This window comes from Acinetobacter sp. S4400-12, from assembly GCF_024129495.1.
GTDB classification, from domain to species: domain Bacteria; phylum Pseudomonadota; class Gammaproteobacteria; order Pseudomonadales; family Moraxellaceae; genus Acinetobacter; species Acinetobacter lwoffii_C.
The window spans coordinates 79,924-96,284 of sequence record NZ_JAMXYB010000002.1 but is presented as its reverse complement, the minus strand read 5'-3'; the positions used below and the strand labels follow the sequence as shown (position 1 = coordinate 96,284).

General features: G+C 46.4%; 16 protein-coding genes. 4 read left to right on the top strand and 12 right to left on the bottom strand.

Translation table 11 applies throughout. The features are described 5' to 3' along the window. Window positions 1-21: 21 nt before the first annotated feature. Window positions 22-753: a TetR/AcrR family transcriptional regulator gene (locus NI461_RS01970; RefSeq protein WP_151207028.1), complete on the bottom strand. Its 732-nt coding sequence runs from the start codon at window positions 751-753 to the stop codon at window positions 22-24. Window positions 754-869: 116 nt separating this feature from the next. Here NI461_RS01970 and NI461_RS01965 point away from each other — a divergent pair, with 116 nt between their 5' ends. The 4 genes from NI461_RS01965 to NI461_RS01950 all read left to right on the top strand — a co-directional run bounded on the left by NI461_RS01965 (window position 870) and on the right by NI461_RS01950 (window position 4,740). Then, a complete protein-coding gene (locus tag NI461_RS01965; protein WP_151203333.1) occupies window positions 870-2,318 on the top strand; it encodes a coniferyl aldehyde dehydrogenase in 1,449 nt (482 codons plus the stop codon). A 165-nt stretch (window positions 2,319-2,483) separates the two neighbouring features. After that, window positions 2,484-2,720: a 50S ribosomal protein L28 gene (rpmB, locus tag NI461_RS01960; protein WP_004976147.1), complete on the top strand. Its 237-nt coding sequence runs from the start codon at window positions 2,484-2,486 to the stop codon at window positions 2,718-2,720. 16 nt (window positions 2,721-2,736) lie between these two features. Continuing rightward, on the top strand, window positions 2,737-2,892 hold the full coding sequence (rpmG, locus tag NI461_RS01955) for a 50S ribosomal protein L33 (protein ID WP_001205031.1): 156 nt from the start codon (window positions 2,737-2,739) through the stop codon (window positions 2,890-2,892). A 135-nt stretch (window positions 2,893-3,027) separates the two neighbouring features. Further along, window positions 3,028-4,740, top strand: a complete 1,713-nt coding sequence (locus NI461_RS01950; RefSeq protein WP_151207032.1) for a cation:proton antiporter — start codon at window positions 3,028-3,030, stop codon at window positions 4,738-4,740. A 171-nt stretch (window positions 4,741-4,911) separates the two neighbouring features. On the opposite strand, the gene NI461_RS01945 is transcribed toward NI461_RS01950, so the two are convergent. The 11 genes from NI461_RS01945 to NI461_RS01895 all read right to left on the bottom strand — a co-directional run bounded on the left by NI461_RS01945 (window position 4,912) and on the right by NI461_RS01895 (window position 16,173). Beyond that, window positions 4,912-5,190 carry a hypothetical protein gene (locus NI461_RS01945; protein ID WP_151203331.1) on the bottom strand — a complete coding sequence of 93 codons (279 nt, stop codon included), beginning with the start codon at window positions 5,188-5,190 and terminating at the stop codon, window positions 4,912-4,914. A gap of 111 nt (window positions 5,191-5,301) precedes the next feature. Continuing rightward, on the bottom strand, window positions 5,302-5,805 hold the full coding sequence (locus NI461_RS01940) for a DUF6586 family protein (protein ID WP_151203330.1): 504 nt from the start codon (window positions 5,803-5,805) through the stop codon (window positions 5,302-5,304). 209 nt (window positions 5,806-6,014) lie between these two features. Further along, window positions 6,015-6,266, bottom strand: coding sequence for an RNA-binding protein (locus tag NI461_RS01935; protein WP_151203329.1), 252 nt, complete (start codon window positions 6,264-6,266; stop codon window positions 6,015-6,017). A gap of 83 nt (window positions 6,267-6,349) precedes the next feature. Then, window positions 6,350-8,338, bottom strand: coding sequence for an ATP-dependent helicase (locus tag NI461_RS01930; RefSeq protein ID WP_253156362.1), 1,989 nt, complete (start codon window positions 8,336-8,338; stop codon window positions 6,350-6,352). Between the two features lie 146 nt (window positions 8,339-8,484). Further along, window positions 8,485-9,618 carry a glycerate kinase gene (locus NI461_RS01925; RefSeq protein ID WP_253156361.1) on the bottom strand — a complete coding sequence of 378 codons (1,134 nt, stop codon included), beginning with the start codon at window positions 9,616-9,618 and terminating at the stop codon, window positions 8,485-8,487. A gap of 66 nt (window positions 9,619-9,684) precedes the next feature. Further along, window positions 9,685-10,257 carry an HdeD family acid-resistance protein gene (locus tag NI461_RS01920; protein WP_151207040.1) on the bottom strand — a complete coding sequence of 191 codons (573 nt, stop codon included), beginning with the start codon at window positions 10,255-10,257 and terminating at the stop codon, window positions 9,685-9,687. Window positions 10,258-10,391: 134 nt separating this feature from the next. After that, window positions 10,392-11,150 carry a hypothetical protein gene (locus NI461_RS01915; protein ID WP_253156360.1) on the bottom strand — a complete coding sequence of 253 codons (759 nt, stop codon included), beginning with the start codon at window positions 11,148-11,150 and terminating at the stop codon, window positions 10,392-10,394. Between the two features lie 95 nt (window positions 11,151-11,245). Then, window positions 11,246-13,888 carry a type I DNA topoisomerase gene (topA, locus tag NI461_RS01910; RefSeq protein ID WP_253156359.1) on the bottom strand — a complete coding sequence of 881 codons (2,643 nt, stop codon included), beginning with the start codon at window positions 13,886-13,888 and terminating at the stop codon, window positions 11,246-11,248. Window positions 13,889-13,918: 30 nt separating this feature from the next. Further along, window positions 13,919-14,368, bottom strand: a complete 450-nt coding sequence (locus NI461_RS01905) for an ammonium transporter (protein WP_151205382.1) — start codon at window positions 14,366-14,368, stop codon at window positions 13,919-13,921. 112 nt (window positions 14,369-14,480) lie between these two features. Then, entirely contained in the window at window positions 14,481-14,636 is a 156-nt protein-coding gene (locus NI461_RS01900) for a hypothetical protein (protein WP_253156358.1), read from the bottom strand. Between the two features lie 538 nt (window positions 14,637-15,174). Beyond that, on the bottom strand, window positions 15,175-16,173 hold the full coding sequence (locus NI461_RS01895; protein WP_151207045.1) for a hypothetical protein: 999 nt from the start codon (window positions 16,171-16,173) through the stop codon (window positions 15,175-15,177). Window positions 16,174-16,361: the final 188 nt, after the last annotated feature.

The window sequence follows — 16,361 nt, the reverse complement described above, 5'->3', positions numbered from 1 at the left end:
ATTTAAAATAGGCCAAGTATTCTAGCGCGTTTCTGGAATATTCTGAATAGCTGATTCAGCTTCAATATTCTTTCCAGAAGAAAGACTGGCAAACAGATCGGAAGGCCCCAAACTGCTTAACAGGCCTTCATAAGTCTGACGGCTTTCACCGCGCAAATACGCCCCTTCCAGAAAAACCATCTGACGTAAGGCTTGCCATACCCACTTTTCTTCCAGTTTATTTGAATCGGTAATATGTCCCGACATATATAAAAAGTTAGTCCAGTTGGTCAGTACAATCCATAAGTTGATAATCAGTGCTTCAATTTCAGAATCAGTCATTTCCATAAGGCCGGCATCTACAAAGCCTTTATAGATCTTCTGTCCCTGCTGCATCACCTGCCCGGCAAAACGCGGATACATCTTTCTAAAATCTTCATTATTTTCAACCAAATGATAGACATCTCGATGCAGGAAACGATAAGCCCAGAGCTGACTGCTCAATACCTGAAAATAATGAATCTTGTCATTGGTATCCAGCTGACGGTCATCCGGCAAAGCCAGCATTTCCAGGGTCTGCTTCTGGTACTGCTCCATCAACTCCTTAATAATTTCGTTTTTATTGCGGAAATGATAGTACAGGTTGCCCGGACTCATGCCGAGCTCAGCTGCAATATGATTGGTGGTTACAGACCGCTCACCGCGCTCGTTAAACAACTTTAAGCTAAGCTGTAAGATACGCTCTTTCGTTTTTAAGGTTTTGGTTTGGGACATCCTAAAAATAACCATTCTGTGCATGCATTAGCAGGCTAACACACAAAGTAACTTGACTAATTAGAGTATTTGCTCTAAAAATTGATTAACCGAGATTTGAATAATGGTAGTGCGGCATGAACAGTCATACAAAAACAACACCAATGACACCACATTTTTTGGACAGCCAGTACTTAAATGAAATGCTGGCTCAACAAAAATACGCTTATCTACGCTATCCTCTGCCGACTGCAAAGGAGCGTATCGATCGTTTAGCTCGACTTAAGCGTATCTTAGTTAAGTATCAAGATCAATTTGCCGATGCAATTAATCAGGACTATGGTAACCGCTCGATTGGCGAAACCAAAATTGGCGAGCTGCTGACCTGTCTGGAACATATTAAATATTACAGCAAAAATCTGACGGCGTGGATGAAGCCATCCAAACGTCACGTTGGCCTTATTCACCAGCCGGCCAAAGCCTGGGTGCAATATCAGCCTTTGGGTGTGGTCGGAATCATTGCACCCTGGAACTATCCTTTATTGTTGTCTGTTGGGCCCCTGATCTGTGCCCTGGCTGCCGGGAATCATGCCATGATTAAAGTGTCCAGTTCCTCGGCAGAATTTGGTGCTGTACTGGAAAAAGCCCTGGCTGAGGCTTTTCCCAAAGAACTGGTGACTGTGATCAATGGGGGCGGCATGATTTCCGATGCATTCTCGCATCTGCCGTTCGATAAGATGATCTTTACCGGATCTACTTCAGTAGGTAAAACGGTGATGGCAGCCGCAGCAGAAAATCTGGTACCGGTGATTTTAGAGCTGGGCGGAAAATCTCCAGTGCTGGTACATCCTTCCATTGATCTGCGTGATGTGGCGCAGCGTATTGCAGTGGGTAAACTCTGGAATGCAGGTCAAACCTGTGTTGCCCCGGACTATATGTTCCTGCCGCGTGGCAAGACTGCGGAGTTCATCGACCATTTTAAAGCCTGTGTTGAGCACATGTATCCGGATATCCAGCATAATCAGGATTACACTTCAATTATTAATGACAAGCAATATCAGCGCTTGCAGGGCTATCTGGAAGATGCCCGTGAGCAGGGTGCGCAGATTATTGAATTTAATCCGCATCAGGAAAACCTTGCCGAGGTTCGCAAGATCGCACCGACCATTCTGACCAATGTCATGCCCGACATGCAGATCATGCAGCACGAAATCTTTGGTCCGCTGTTGCCGATCATGGAATATGATCAAATCGACGATGTTATCGACTTTATTAATAGCCGTCCGCGTCCTCTTGCATTATACTATTTCGACTTTGATCAAGCGCGTGCCGATTATATTGCACAGCGTACTCATTCAGGGCATTTTGGACAAAATACGGTACTCACGCATGTTGCGCAGGATGATCTTCCATTTGGTGGAGTCGGTGCATCCGGTATGGGGAAATATCATGGACCAGAAGGCTTCTTCAGTTTGTCGCATGAACGCTCGGTAATGTCGAATCCTAAGCTGTATAGCTTGAAATATATTCTTCCGCCGTTTAATAAGCCAATTCATAAGCTGATTTCAAAGGCGCTTCTTCGATAACTGATCAAGGTATAAGCTATCACACCAGCTCATGTTTATTTTTAGACAAAATCGCTTGTCTTTTAAGCGTATTTTTGATATAAAACGCCCCTTGAATGAATTCAATCCGTTTATTTTTGACTGGCCATACAGATTTGCTGTTGGCTAAATCAATGGAGTTACACCATGTCTAAGGTTTGCCAAGTTACCGGCAAGCGTCCAGTCGTTGGTAACAACGTCTCACACGCCAACAACAAAACTAAGCGCCGGTTCGAGCCGAACCTGCACAACCACCGTTTCTGGTTAGAAAGCGAAAAACGTTTTGTACGTCTTCGTTTAACCACTAAAGGTATGCGTATCATCGACAAATTGGGCATTGAAAAGGTTGTTGCTGACCTGCGTGCTCAAGGCCAAAAGATCTAAGTAAGGAGTCAAGACAATGCGTGATAAGATTCGCTTAGTTTCTTCAGCTGGTACAGGTTATTTCTATACCACTACTAAGAACAAACGTACTATGCCGGAAAAAATGGAAATCAAAAAATTTGATCCAAAAATCCGTCAACACGTGATTTTCAAAGAAGCTAAAATCAAATAATTTTAGCTTTTTAAAAAAAGCGACCTTAAAGGTCGTTTTTTTTTGCACTATTTTTATGCAGCTTGATAAAATTTCCGCCTACTTTGGTATTTTTTCAGCTTATTTCCCGTTAAACCCAGAATAAAGGAGTGTTTGGTGCCCCATGACGTAGAACTCATTATCTTACTGGCTGTTGGTTTCAGCTTAGCGCTGTTGTTTGGCTATATTGCTGCACGTTTACGCCTTCCTCCCCTGATCGGATATTTAGTGGCCGGCATTCTGATCAGTCCCAATACTCCCGGCGTGGTCGGTGACATTCATCTGGCCAACCAGCTTGCAGAACTCGGCGTCATGTTCCTGATGTTCGGCGTCGGTATGCATTTCTCCCTAAACGACCTGATGCAGGTACGCCGGATTGCCCTCCCCGGTGCAATTTTACAGATTGCTGTTGCCACCTTACTGGGAATGGGTATTTCCATGATGTGGGGCTGGAGCTTTGGCTCTGCACTGATTTTTGGTCTGAGTCTGTCTTGTGCCAGTACTGTGGTACTTCTTAAAGCCCTGAGTGATCGGGGAGTGCTTGACTCCATCAACGGCCGTATTGCGGTAGGCTGGTTGCTGGTCGAAGATCTGGTAATGGTGCTTGCTCTGGTCTTATTACCAGCGACTGCAGTTCTTCTGGGCGGTCAGGCCCCAGAAGGTTCGGTAGATGAAAGTATCTGGATGACCTTGGGGCTGACCCTGCTTAAAGTGATCGGCTTTATTGCCTTTATGCTGATTATCGGCAAACGTTTGGTTCCGATGATTATGCAGGTGGTTGCACGTCTGGGTTCACGTGAACTGTTCACCTTAACCGTGGTGGCAGCGGCCGTATCAATTGCCTTTGGCGCCTACAAGATCTTTGGTGTCTCGATGGCACTGGGTGCCTTCTTTGCCGGCATGGTGGTTAAGGAATCTGACTTCAGTAACCGTGCCGAACAGGAAACCTTACCGCTACGCGAAATTTTCTCGATCCTGTTCTTTGTTTCGGTCGGGATGCTGTTTGATCCGCGTATTCTGGTTGAACAGCCGCTGCATGTATTAGCAGTCATCGGTATTATTATGATTGGTAAAACCATTGCGGCCATGGCACTGGTACTGTTTTTCCGCTATCCACTGAATACGGCCTTAACCGTTGGCGCTTCACTGGCCCAGATTGGTGAGTTTTCATTTATTCTGGCAACCCTTGGCCTGTCCTTGCAACTATTAAGCCTGGAGGCACAGAACCTGATTCTGGCAGGGGCCTTATTTTCCATTAGCCTGAATTCTTTTGTGTTTTCTGCAATTGAGCCGGTACAAAAATGGATTCGTGAACGCTCAACCCTGGCACGTTTACTGGAACGCAGCGGGGACCCGCTGGCCATGCTGCCTGATGAAGTATCACAGGATTATCTGCGTGATCAGGTGGTGATTGTCGGTCATGGTGAAGTCGGTCGCCGTATCACCCTGTCCTTGATGCAGCACAACATCAAGGTCGTCATTGCTGAAGAAAACCGTGAAATTGTCGAAGATCTACGTAAAAAAGGGATTGCTGCGGTTTCCGGGATTGCCACTGAAGCCGGCGTACTGATCCAGGCACATATCCAGCACGCACGCTTACTGGTACTTTCTCCCATGGATATTGTCGATATTCATAAAATTGTCGACATTGCCAAAACCCTGAATCCGCAAATTCAGGTTCTGGTCTGTGCAGAAAACAAGGAAGAAGCCGAAATCATCCGTCGTGATCAGGTCGGTGAAGTGTATTATGCCAAGGAAGAAATGGCGAAGAACATGAGCCATTATATTTTGCACCAGATAGAAGTGGCCCATCAGCACAGCTCGCATTAAGCCGGGCTTGCTCAGTGAAAAGTTGTCCATCCGGGCAACTTTTTTTATTAGAAGAGAATTTAAGTCTCTTCCCTGAAAACTAAAAACCTGGACCGCAGTAATACAAGGTGCTTTTTAATTTGAGAGCCACAAAAAAGCACATCCGAAGATGTGCTGCTGGGCCGGGATGAATCAACTCAGATATTTCGGTTTTTCATCCACTACTTCTGCCTGCCACTCATTAACTTGCTGTTCCAGCAAGCCGTATAGGGCAGCCTGAATCATCTGCTGTGCGATCACAGGTGTTTGGTCACCCAAAAGCGCTTTTACTTCATCATTAAACTGAATCATGACCAGAGGCTGCTGTTCCGAGCCTGCATTTCTTAATGCTAACACGCCACCTTCAAGTTGAACGAGTTCTAAAATCGCCTCTTGATTACCAAATAAGTCTTTCAACTGTTCTATAGACATATATCCTCCATGTTCAACATGGTGGCAAAGCACGATTGCACTTTGCATCATCAGAGTAATAATTGATATAAGGTTAGAAATAATAATTTCAAGTGCCATTAATCCATTGGATTAGAACTCTACCATCTCATTACGAAAGCCATCAATCAGATAGGTCAGGTCACGGTGCCACTCTCTAAGTATAGCAATATCAGGCAGCCAGGCCTGTGGAGACTGTGTGACTTTAATGATGAGATTTGAAGAGGTTTCGTCTTCCCCTTGCGGTACACTCGGTTCGGGTGCGTACTCGCACAGGCGGTGGGCACGTTTTAATTCAGCAATAAAACCGTCTTTGGCCAGGCGCTGCAAAACCGACACTTCAGGTGAGATCTGACCTTTGGCAGCCAGCTGTTCCTCAATCGACTTTAAGGTCGGAGTTAAATCATTTAAACGGTAGTAGCGAACCAGTTCCTGCAAAAAGGCCAGCAAGGCTCCATGCAGATGAAACACAGTGGCTTCACGATGCGCCTGTGCCTGTTGCACATGATCACTCTGTTCGGCCTGCTGGCAGGCTAAACGAGCGAAATAAAGTTTCTGGTTGGTGCGGTCTGCATGGTAGCGAGCAACTCGTGTCATCGAGGTTTCCTGAGATTTAAAACATATTTTGGCCTCTTTAAAGTAAAACGTCCGCTTTCATTACGCAATCCAAGATTTGCAAGCGCTCTTCTATTAGACTGACTTTTTTGTTTAAGGCATCTAAGAGTACAGCTTTACTCACATTTTCAGCTTTTTATCTCCACAAAAAAAAAGAGCATTCAATAATGCTCTTTTTTATACCGCCCGGTTTAAGCCTGCGGCTTGTCTTCAGCCTGTTTGACGCGAATACCACGGCCATGCAAACGCAGGGTATTCAGGCCTTTAATTGCCTTAACTGCTTCACGGCCCTGCGGCATTTCTACAAAGGCAAAGCCCTTGGATTTACCCGTGTCGGCATCCAGTACCAGCGTACAAGTCTCCACAGTGCCATATTGCTGGAACAAAGTTAGCAATTCAGCTTCTGTTACCGTGCGTTCCAAGTTACGGACTAAAATTTTCATCGGATCACCTTAAGAAGATAGGCAAAAATAATCAAAAAGCACCTGCCTACTCTACTTTTTGCGTAAAACCCAAGTATGACAGTTTAATCGAGATCAATGCCAAAATCTAAATTAATCGCTTGGCGTTCGATCAGGGCACTTTTAACGGTCTGCTGCCTGGTTTTGTAATGCGTTTCCATGGTACACAAATTACGGGTGAGATCATTCATAAAATAGCTTTCGACTTTGCGCCCCTGCTCATCCACGGTTTCACGCGCCCAGTGATTCAGGTTCTGCTTGGTCAGAATCAGCTCATTCTGCGCCCGGGTCAGTGCCACATATAACACCCTGCGCTCCTCTTCAACATCATCGAAATCACCTTGGGCCCGTGCATGTGGATACTGCCCCGGCGTGACATTAGCCACATAACAGACTTTCTGTTCGGTTCCTTTGGCTGAATGAATGGTGATCAGCGTGACCACATCACTGTCGGACTGGCGTTCGATTTCAGAAATAGATACCGGGTCTAAAACATATTCTTCTAGAAATTCACTGAGCTGGGTATGCTTGGAGGCCAGCTGTTTCACCAGTTCAAAATCCCCTGCACGGCGATTCCAGTCCTTTTTATAGTTGTCAGCCAGTTGAGATTCAATTGCCTGTACAGCCAGACTTACACAGGCCTGTACTTCAGTTTTGAGTACTGCCATCTGTTTCATGATTAAAATGGTTTCCAGCGGAATCTTGCCAAATTTTTCTAATTTTCCGGCAATCATTTCCATCTCTGGCTCTATCAGCAATTGCTGAGACAACTTGCTTGCGCCGACATCGCCGACCCCATTCCATAAGGTCAAAAAGCGCATCCAGGCAATGTCATCTAGCGGATTCGCGACCACACGCAATAGGCTTAACAGGTCTTTAACATGGGCTGTTTCCAGCAGTTTCATGCCGCCAATAAAACGGTAAGGAATATTTGCAGCAATACAGGCCGCTTCAATATGACGGGCTGAAAAGCTGGAGCGCACCAAGACCATATGATCTGACCATTTGTCCCCATGGATATAATGGCGCTCTTTAATATCAATCGCAATCCATGTGGCTTCATCAAACTCATTCGGGAAGATGTGCATTTTCGGCTTGATCCCTTCACCGCGATACGCATCCAGACGCTTGTCATAGTTGATTTCGGACTGATCCAGCAGCCAGTTCGACAAATCAAGAATTTCCTGGGTAGAACGGTAGTTTTGCTCTAGCCTGAAGATTTGGGCATCTGGCACGCGCTCTTTAAAATGATGGATATTCTCAAAATCCGCCCCGCGGAAGCCATAAATCGACTGGGCATCATCCCCGACACAGAACAGGCTGATCCGATCTTTTAACGGCTCTAGCAAGGCCCATTGCAATGGATTGGTATCCTGCATTTCGTCGACCAGCATATGCCGGCAAATTGAGGCGACATAGTCGACCAGACCGTCAGACTGCGCCAAAGCAGTCGCCACCACCGCCAGAATATCGTCATAATCCAGAAAACTGCGTGCTTCTTTACGTGCCTCATATTCTTTCATGATGTCAGCAATCTGGTCTTTGAGCGCCAGATATTCCGGCATCTGTTTTTCCAGCGCCAGGCTGAGCTTTTGCCGGGTATTTCGTGCAAAAGAATACAGGTCACAGAGTTCCTGCGGCTTAGGCAAGTAATTTGGATTTTTCTTGTCATCACGGCCACGGATCAGGCGAAACAGCATCAGCTGATCATCACGGTCAATAATGGAAAACTGCTCCAGACCGAAAGCTTTTGGAATACGGCGCAGCAGATACATACAGAAGGTATGAAAGGTCGAAGCGCGCAGCCCTTTGGCCTGTTCACCCAGTGCCAACTCGACCCGTGCCACGATTTCGCTGGCTGCACGGCGGGTAAAGGTCAAAATCTGAATCTGATTGGCCGGCACACCTTGATCAATCAGATAAGCCGCCCGCGCTACGATGGTTTTGGTCTTGCCACAGCCCGCCCCGGCCAAAACCAAACTGTGCTTTGCTTCGGTGGTCGCAGCTTGCTTTTGTTGTGGATTTAATTCATCAATTAGGGCGGCTAAACTCATGGTCACTCATCATTCTGTGGATAAGGATAGTTTAACAGATCGCGTTCCTAATTATGGCTTTTGGATTGCAGTCTAAGGATCTGCCCTCAATCCAGCACAAGACTTTTATTATTTTTCATCCTTAAACTTAACATCTACTCATACCTTCATATTTGCGATTGAATGAATCCGGCAACCGCCTTTTCCAGATTGAATTCGGCATTTTTTAATGCCTCTTCCAATGAACAGTCCGGCGGGTTAATCGCCACCATCTTCGTAAAATCCGCCTGATAAAGCGACTCAGCCCCCTCACCAATTACACCTGCAAAAGCAACCACCGGTTTATTCAAACGTTTGGCTAGCTGAGCGACGCCAAACGGTGTTTTACCCAAAGCGGTTTGACTGTCGATTTTGCCTTCGCCCGTCAGCACCATATCTGCCTGGGCAATTTTTTCAGCCAAACCTGTCATCTGCATCACCAGCTCCACACCAGATTGAAGCTTTGCTCCAGTCAGCGCCATCAAGCCAAAACCCAAACCACCAGCCGCCCCTGCCCCGGGAATATTCTGAAATTGCTGTCCGAGCTGCTGTTCAATGCAGTCGGCAAAATAGTGTAAATTTTGATCCAGTTGCTGCACCATCTCAGGCGTCGCACCTTTTTGCGGAGCAAAAATTATAGAAGCTCCCTGGGTACCGCAGAGCGGATTATTGACATCAGAAGCAATCACCATCTCGGTGTGTTGCAGCCGCGCATCCAGTCCGGTCAAATCAATCTGGTGAATACCATTTAGATTACCGCCACAGACCTGCATGGAGGCATCGGTGGCGTCCAGAAATTGCGCGCCAAGCGCTTGAGCCATCCCGGCACCCGCATCATTGATCACACTTCCCCCCAACCCGATAATGATTTTTTCCACACCCAGATCTAGCGCCTGCCGGATCATCTCGCCCGTTCCGTAGCTGGAGGTCAACATCGGATTACGCTGTGAGGGGACTAACAAATGAATGCCATTGGCCTTGGCCATTTCAATCACGGCGGTCCGGCCCTCATCGACCAGACCAAAATAGGTGTTGATCCGCTGACTGGCCAATGGGCCGGTGACCTGACAAAAAACCTGCTGCCCCTTTAAGCTTGAGATTAAGGCATCTACCGTTCCTTCACCACCGTCTGCCATCGGCACTGCCAGGCAGACAGCATCCGGACAGACCTGAAGAATGCCACTCTGCATGGCCTGGCAGACCTGGACAGCGCTCAGACTTTCCTTAAAGGAATCCGGTGCAAGCACAAAGATTTTCGCCATCCACTGATCCCCAGTTTTTTATTCATCATGCAACACAAATATATAGAGCTGTGTTTAACTGTCTATTTAAAGTTCTGCTGAGCTTTTTGGAACTTCGCGGCGGATATAGGTAGCCAGTGACAGGTAATTCACGCCTTGAAATAGAATATCAATGGCCAGAAATAAGCCCAATACCCAAAATGGTGCATCAGGGGACTGTAAAATGACTACACCGGCCAGCAGGGTGAATACACCGGATAACAAAGTCCAGCCCCATCCACGTGCAGTACGGAACAAAAGCGCATTCAGGATACGGATAACCCCGGCAATAATCAGGATAATGGCCAGAATATGAGTCAAGACCACTGCTGTCTGTACAGGCGTGCTAAAAGCATAATAGCCGGCCAGGAGATATAAAACCCCGAACAAGGCCCAGAACCAGCGAAAACCACCCTGAAAAATTTTGAATGCCGCAATAAAATGCAGAATTCCACCCATCATCATCAATGCCCCGAACATAAAGACTGCGGACAAGGTGGCAAAAGGTAAAGTGGCCAGTAAGACCAGACCGAAAATCATCAATAAGATACCCAGTCCCAGATACCATTTTCGCTGTTGATGCAGCTGGCTGCGCACCAAGTCATTGCCTACTGTTTTCATTCTTTCATCTCCAATGATCTTTTTCTCTTATTGATCATACTCAATTCAAATGAACAAAAGGTGTAAAAGTGCTACTTTTGTCCCCCAGGCCGGTTATAGACTGTGGATAATTTCAGTGTTATCCACACACTCTTTTATTGTTTCCAGCCAAGTTCAATAGCCGTTATTTCATTCAACAGGGTCTGCTTTAAAGATGCGGGCATTTTACTGGTGCTTTGCGATATCGGCAGATGGCCCGCCATCAGCTCCGCTTTGGCCTGTGGATATAAAGGTTGCTGCTTGGGGTCAGCATAACCTACTGGAAAAATGGGTTGACCTGTGGCCAAGTCATATTTATCCGAGGCTCCAAAGGCATGCAATAACTCATGTACCAGCACAATTTTATTCTGTTCAGCCTGTTTTTCTGAGGCAAATAAATTGACTGAACCAATCCGACCTTTTTGTAAAGCGGTAGAATGTTTTAACTGGCTGGTTCGGGCCGGGTCATAGTAATTTAAAAACAAGGTCACGTTGGCTGATGGATCTGAGTCCTGATGTTGTTGCCAGGCATAAAACCTGAATTTTAGGCTCCAGCCTACCGTTTGTAATAAAGACGCCTGCTCAGGCACTTTAGGCGGTAACTCCTTCAGTTCACGCCCCAGATTAAAATAAAAATAAGTCGGCTTTCCGCGATACTGCTGTGCAGAGGTTTGCAAATAAGTCCGGGCCTCTTCCAGATCCTGTACTGACAGCTGCTGGATATAATTTTGAGTAGTGGCCAATCCATCAGCATTGACCGGATGCAGTAGGACAAAAATCGGCTTATTCCAGTCCTGATTCTGGTCCCGATAGGCATTAACGGCCACAATCAGTAGAATCACCAATAAAATCAGAATCCGAATCTTTTTCCACATTGCCCCAAAACTGCCTTATCGTTATTTTTAAAATGGCATACATCATAAATAAAAAATGCCGACATTCGTCAGCATTTTTTGAATATTTTTAAGCTTTAGGCTTCCACCCATTTGCCATCCTGATATACCAGAGACCACTTGGTCTGCTTACCCTCTGGTGTTTCCGAACCCACGTATTGGGCTTGGTTCTTACGGCTGAATTTTACCAGAGTCGGATTTCCTTCAGGGTCCACATCGGGTGCCTGTAACAGGAACTGATATTTTGGATCAATTTGATCTGCCACAGTCCGTAATTCGGCTACTTTAGGGGCCCGGGTTTCACGAACTTTCGGGAACTTGCTTGCCGCCAGGAATAGGCCTGCTGCCCCATCACGCAGAACAAAGTAGTCATCATGCTTGGTTGAGCGCAAATGTTCCATCTTGATCGGATCCACACGCGGCGGCGCAGGCTGGCCATTTTTCAGGACTTTGCGGGTATTATCACAATTGTTGCAGGCAAAATAAGGACCAAAACGGCCAGTCTTCAGCTGCATTTCTCCATCACATTTATCACATGGAATGGTTGGGCCGTCGTACCCCTTGATTTTAAACTCGCCTTCTTCAAGCTCATAACCGGCACAATCCGGGTTATTCCCACAGATATGCAGTTTACGCCCGCCATCAATCACATAACTGTCCATCGCGGTTGAGCAGATTGGACAGCGTTTTTTAGACATCAGATCTGCTGTTTCTGCAGCGTCATCATCGGAAAGGGCAGCCAAAGATTCAACCGGGGTCAGGTTAAATGTACCTTTGCAACGCTCTTTCGGTGGCAGGTTATAGCCTGAACAACCCAGAAATACTCCCGTAGTTCCAGTACGAATCTGCATCGGACGGTCACATTCTTTACAATGTACTGCCTCAACTTCTACCGGCTGATTACGGCGCATCCCGTTCTCGCCTTGCGCATTGGTCAGTCGTTGTTTGAAATCACCATAGAAACTGTCCAGCAGCTCTTTCCAGTTACGCTCGCCATCCGCGACCTTATCCAGTTGTCCTTCAAGATCGGCAGTAAAGTCGTAGTTCATCAGGTTATTGAAGCTTTCATCCAGACGATCGGTGACGATCTCGCCCATTTTTTCGGCATAGAGACGACGGTTTTCCAGCTTCACATAACCCCGATCCTGAATAGTAGAAATAATCGCAGCATAGGTTGATGGACGGCCAATGCCTTTTTTCTCCAGCTCTTTCACCAGTGAGGCTTCGGTAAAGCGTGCTGGCGGCTTGGTAAAGTGCTGAGAAGGATCAAGTTTTTCCAGCTTTAGTATTTCGCCGACTTTGACCGCCGGTAACAGCACATCATCATCAGACTTGTTCTGACCACGGACTTTGGTAAAACCGTCAAATACCAGCGTACGGCCTTTGGCTTTCAGTTCTACCCCATTGGCATCCACTAAAATGGTCGATGACAGATATTCTGCCGGGGTCATCTGGCAAGCGACAAACTGGCGCCAGATCAGATCATACAGACGCTGCGCATCACGTTCTACTCCGGCCAGGCTATCGCCTTTCAATGCCACATTTGATGGACGGATTGCTTCGTGGGCTTCTTGTGCCCCCGCCTTATTGCCATAACGGTTCGGCTGGGCCGGCAAGTATTTTGTACCGTATTCGGACTCGATATGATCACGCACCATATTGACAGCATCTGCACTCAAGAAGGTCGAGTCGGTACGCATATAGGTAATAAAACCAGCTTCATACAGGCGCTGCGCCAGCATCATGGTTTTTTTCACCGAAAACCCCAAGCGGGTACTGGCGGCTTGCTGCAAGGTCGAGGTGATATAAGGCGCACTTGGATTTACCTTGGTCGGCTTATCCTCACGCGTGATGACCTTGTATTCGGCATCTTTAATCAGGTTTAAAAGCGCGTCGGTTTCATCTTTGTTACGCAGCTTTAAGGTCTTGCCATGTTGCTTGACCGCTTCCAGACGAATATTGTCTTTATTGGATTGGGTATCGGCAAAAACCTGCCAGTATTCTTCAGGAATAAATTTGCGGATTTCACGTTCACGTTCGACAACCAGCTTGACCGCCACCGATTGCACCCGACCGGCAGACAGACCACGGGCAATCTTTTCCCAAAGTAGCGGCGAAATCATGAAGCCGACGACACGGTCCAGAAAACGCCGTGCCTGCTGGGCATTGACCTTATTGGTATCCAGACGTGCTGGCTGTTTAAAGGCTTCCTGAATGGCATTTTTGGTAATTTCGTTAAAGACCACACGCTGGTAACGTGAATCATCTCCCCCGATCACTTCTTTTAAATGCCAGGCAATCGCTTCCCCTTCACGGTCCAAATCCGTTGCGAGATAAACTTCGTCAACTTGTGAGGCCAGCTTTTTCAGTTCAGCGACCACGCCTTCTTTACCCGGAAGGACTTCATATTTGGCCTTCCATCCATGCTCTGGATCGACGCCCATCCGGTTAATCAACGCATTTTGTGCCTTTTCAGCTTTTTCAGCTTCGGTCAATTTGACTCGTGTCGCCGGTTTTTTCTCTGCACTCTTGGCAGAACCGCCGGTTGGCAGATCACGCACATGACCTACCGAAGATTTCACAATGTAGTTTGGACCGAGATACTTGTTGATTGTTTTCGCTTTTGCAGGCGACTCCACAATCACCAAGGCACGTTTACTTCCAGCGTCGGAAGTTTTTGCCGTGCTGCTTTTTGATGTGGACCGAGGAGCGTTCGCCATATTAACCGTTAATCCTGTTCATATCTAAAATTAAAGTTCAGTCAAAGCATGTAAAAGTGTCTTGATCTCGTCTAGTTGAGTCGCTCTAAGATCAGCTTCTTCATCCCAATAGACTCCTACACAGTTTGCCTGCATATCAATAGCATAAATGCCCTTTAATGCAATGGGAAAATCTGCAAATTTATCATCGCCCTGCACCAGCTCGAGCTTATTGTCGACCACACGGGCACGCATGAGTGGCAACCGCGCCTCTGGGAGCAGGATGCTATAATATGCCACCATACTGGCACGACTCTCTGTCGCTTTGGGAACTTTGGTCCATTCTGGTGCAACCACCAGTCGCGGGTGCAGCCCTATTTTACGGGCTTTGTCACGCATTATGCCTAAGGCTTTTTCCCGAGGACTAATGCGCAGTCCAAAGATCGACCCCAGCACAAAAATAATGATGACGAGCGCCACCCAGATTCCGGTATTTTCCATAGTTTAACCTTTATGCTCTTATATTAGAGTTGCATAAGCACAATATAAAACGCAAGCATCGCTTGCGAAATACTATTTTATTCTCTTCTTCTATAACTTTGATTCGTTTGTGTTAAGACAGGATTTCAGTATCGAGCAGGCTGATCATAGCGGCTATACTCGCGGCGTCAATCACACTGAAGGCATCCAGATTTTCCTTGGCCTGAATCAGCTGGTCATTATAAACCGGCTTGCTACTCTCCTGTTTTACAATATTTTGTTGCTTCAAAGCTTGAATAAATCCTGTACAGCTGACTGCTCCAAACCTCGTACAGAATTGTATTTACAAAACAGCTGTTAGTAGCAATTTTTATTAAATCATCACTATACAGTTGAACCTGTTGCAGTTAGCGGGCTTGAGCTGGATCTCGGCATACTGCGCAGGCCCGTCCCTCATGGCCCTATTGAGATTCTTCAGGCTTTAAGAGTTGAGGCATCTGATGCAACTCCTAACTTACTGTCTGATCCTGACTATAGAACGATCCTGCTTTAACTGACCAATCGTCTGTTGGATAGGGATAGACCACGCTTTTAACCAGGATTTCAAAACATTAGTGAAAGAGTTGAACTGTTTAGGCTGATTTTTTAATCATAATTTGCCCACGAATAGCGCTTTAAACTCGGCTTTATCTGAGTCAATCTGCTGTAAAGCCAGCTTGGCCGGTCTGCTAGGCGGAAGGTCTTTACTGTGTTGTTGCCTGAAAGCCCATCATTGCCAGCAAGTCGACACTAACAGTATTTTTTTCATATGCTCTTATAAACTGATTCTAATTTAGAAACATCTCATGACTATATAATACTTCGTGTCCATTCCAATAAACATATCCCTTTTCAATCAACTCTTTAAGTAAAAGGCGTACATCGGACTTAGGAAATAACTGCTCCAGCAGGTCACGCAGTGCATAAATATCTTTGGGCTTATCACCCTGCAATGCGCGCAGTTTACGTGCCACTTCCAGCTGTACTGGATCAAATTTACTGAAGTTTTTAAACAATTCCTGCTGGACCGACTGAATAGAAGATTGAGCAGCTTCAGTCACTGGCTCTTCCTTATGAAGCTGTGACAGCGCCTGATCCAGCGAGAGCTTTTCAACAGTCCCCTGCTCTTCCAGATCCAGTTGCACCCATTGTTTTAATACCTTTTTACGGAAGCTGACCTGCTCGTCATAGCGTTTGACAATTTTCAGATTAATCAGCATTCCAATGACATGCTGTGCCTGAGCTGGCAGCACTTGCAGGATATTGCTGACCGAGTTTTTCAAGCTTTCCAGTGTCCCCGGTTTGCCACTCATCTTGCCCAAGGCATCGCAATATTTTTTGACCAGCTGCAAAGCAGGCTTGGCTTTGATGGTCTGAATGCTGGGCAATTGAATCTTCGGTTTATCCTGGGCAGAAGCGGCATCATCCGGCTGAATCTGGATCAGGCTACACGGAATTTCTGAGGCTTGCAGCATGTCCATCAGCAGCTCACTGCTGTCCATAGCCGAAATCAGCTCAACTTGGGTATCGGCTTCCAACAAGGCCATCAACTGCCCGACGATCACGGCATATTCATATTCTTTATGTGGTGCTTCTGGCGTATCCAGAATCACAATCTGTCCACTGCTAATCCAACTGGCAAGCTCGGTAAGATCTTCCAGAGCAAATTCGAATTTTCCTGCACAGTTAAACAGATATAAACTCGGATAATGCTCGACGATATTACGTAGCAGCTGGGCTGTAGGAAAGTTATTTTCAAGATCGAGAAGGACAACTTTTTGGCGCATAAGGCAAGATTAAGCATAAACCTGAAATACTCTATTAGAGTAGGAAGCGCGTGAAAGGTCAAACAGTTTTCTACGTGGGCGAAGGTGGATATATCTGAAAAATCATCTAAAAAGCGGCAAAAATTGCCGATAGGTGCCGAGGCTGATGCGCTGCAAGCTTTCTAAAAAAGAAACCCTTACGATTAGTA

Coding starts and splice junctions, on each gene's coding strand:
- NI461_RS01915 (WP_253156360.1), bottom strand. CDS start 11,150: ATGTGGAAAAAGATTCGGATTCTGATTTTATTGGTGATTCTACTGATT.
- NI461_RS01965 (WP_151203333.1), top strand. CDS start 870: ATGAACAGTCATACAAAAACAACACCAATGACACCACATTTTTTGGAC.
- topA (WP_253156359.1), bottom strand. CDS start 13,888: ATGGCGAACGCTCCTCGGTCCACATCAAAAAGCAGCACGGCAAAAACT.
- NI461_RS01970 (WP_151207028.1), bottom strand. CDS start 753: ATGTCCCAAACCAAAACCTTAAAAACGAAAGAGCGTATCTTACAGCTT.
- NI461_RS01905 (WP_151205382.1), bottom strand. CDS start 14,368: ATGGAAAATACCGGAATCTGGGTGGCGCTCGTCATCATTATTTTTGTG.
- NI461_RS01945 (WP_151203331.1), bottom strand. CDS start 5,190: ATGTCTATAGAACAGTTGAAAGACTTATTTGGTAATCAAGAGGCGATT.
- NI461_RS01940 (WP_151203330.1), bottom strand. CDS start 5,805: ATGACACGAGTTGCTCGCTACCATGCAGACCGCACCAACCAGAAACTT.
- rpmB (WP_004976147.1), top strand. CDS start 2,484: ATGTCTAAGGTTTGCCAAGTTACCGGCAAGCGTCCAGTCGTTGGTAAC.
- NI461_RS01895 (WP_151207045.1), bottom strand. CDS start 16,173: ATGCGCCAAAAAGTTGTCCTTCTCGATCTTGAAAATAACTTTCCTACA.
- NI461_RS01930 (WP_253156362.1), bottom strand. CDS start 8,338: ATGAGTTTAGCCGCCCTAATTGATGAATTAAATCCACAACAAAAGCAA.
- NI461_RS01935 (WP_151203329.1), bottom strand. CDS start 6,266: ATGAAAATTTTAGTCCGTAACTTGGAACGCACGGTAACAGAAGCTGAA.
- NI461_RS01925 (WP_253156361.1), bottom strand. CDS start 9,618: ATGGCGAAAATCTTTGTGCTTGCACCGGATTCCTTTAAGGAAAGTCTG.
- NI461_RS01920 (WP_151207040.1), bottom strand. CDS start 10,257: ATGAAAACAGTAGGCAATGACTTGGTGCGCAGCCAGCTGCATCAACAG.
- rpmG (WP_001205031.1), top strand. CDS start 2,737: ATGCGTGATAAGATTCGCTTAGTTTCTTCAGCTGGTACAGGTTATTTC.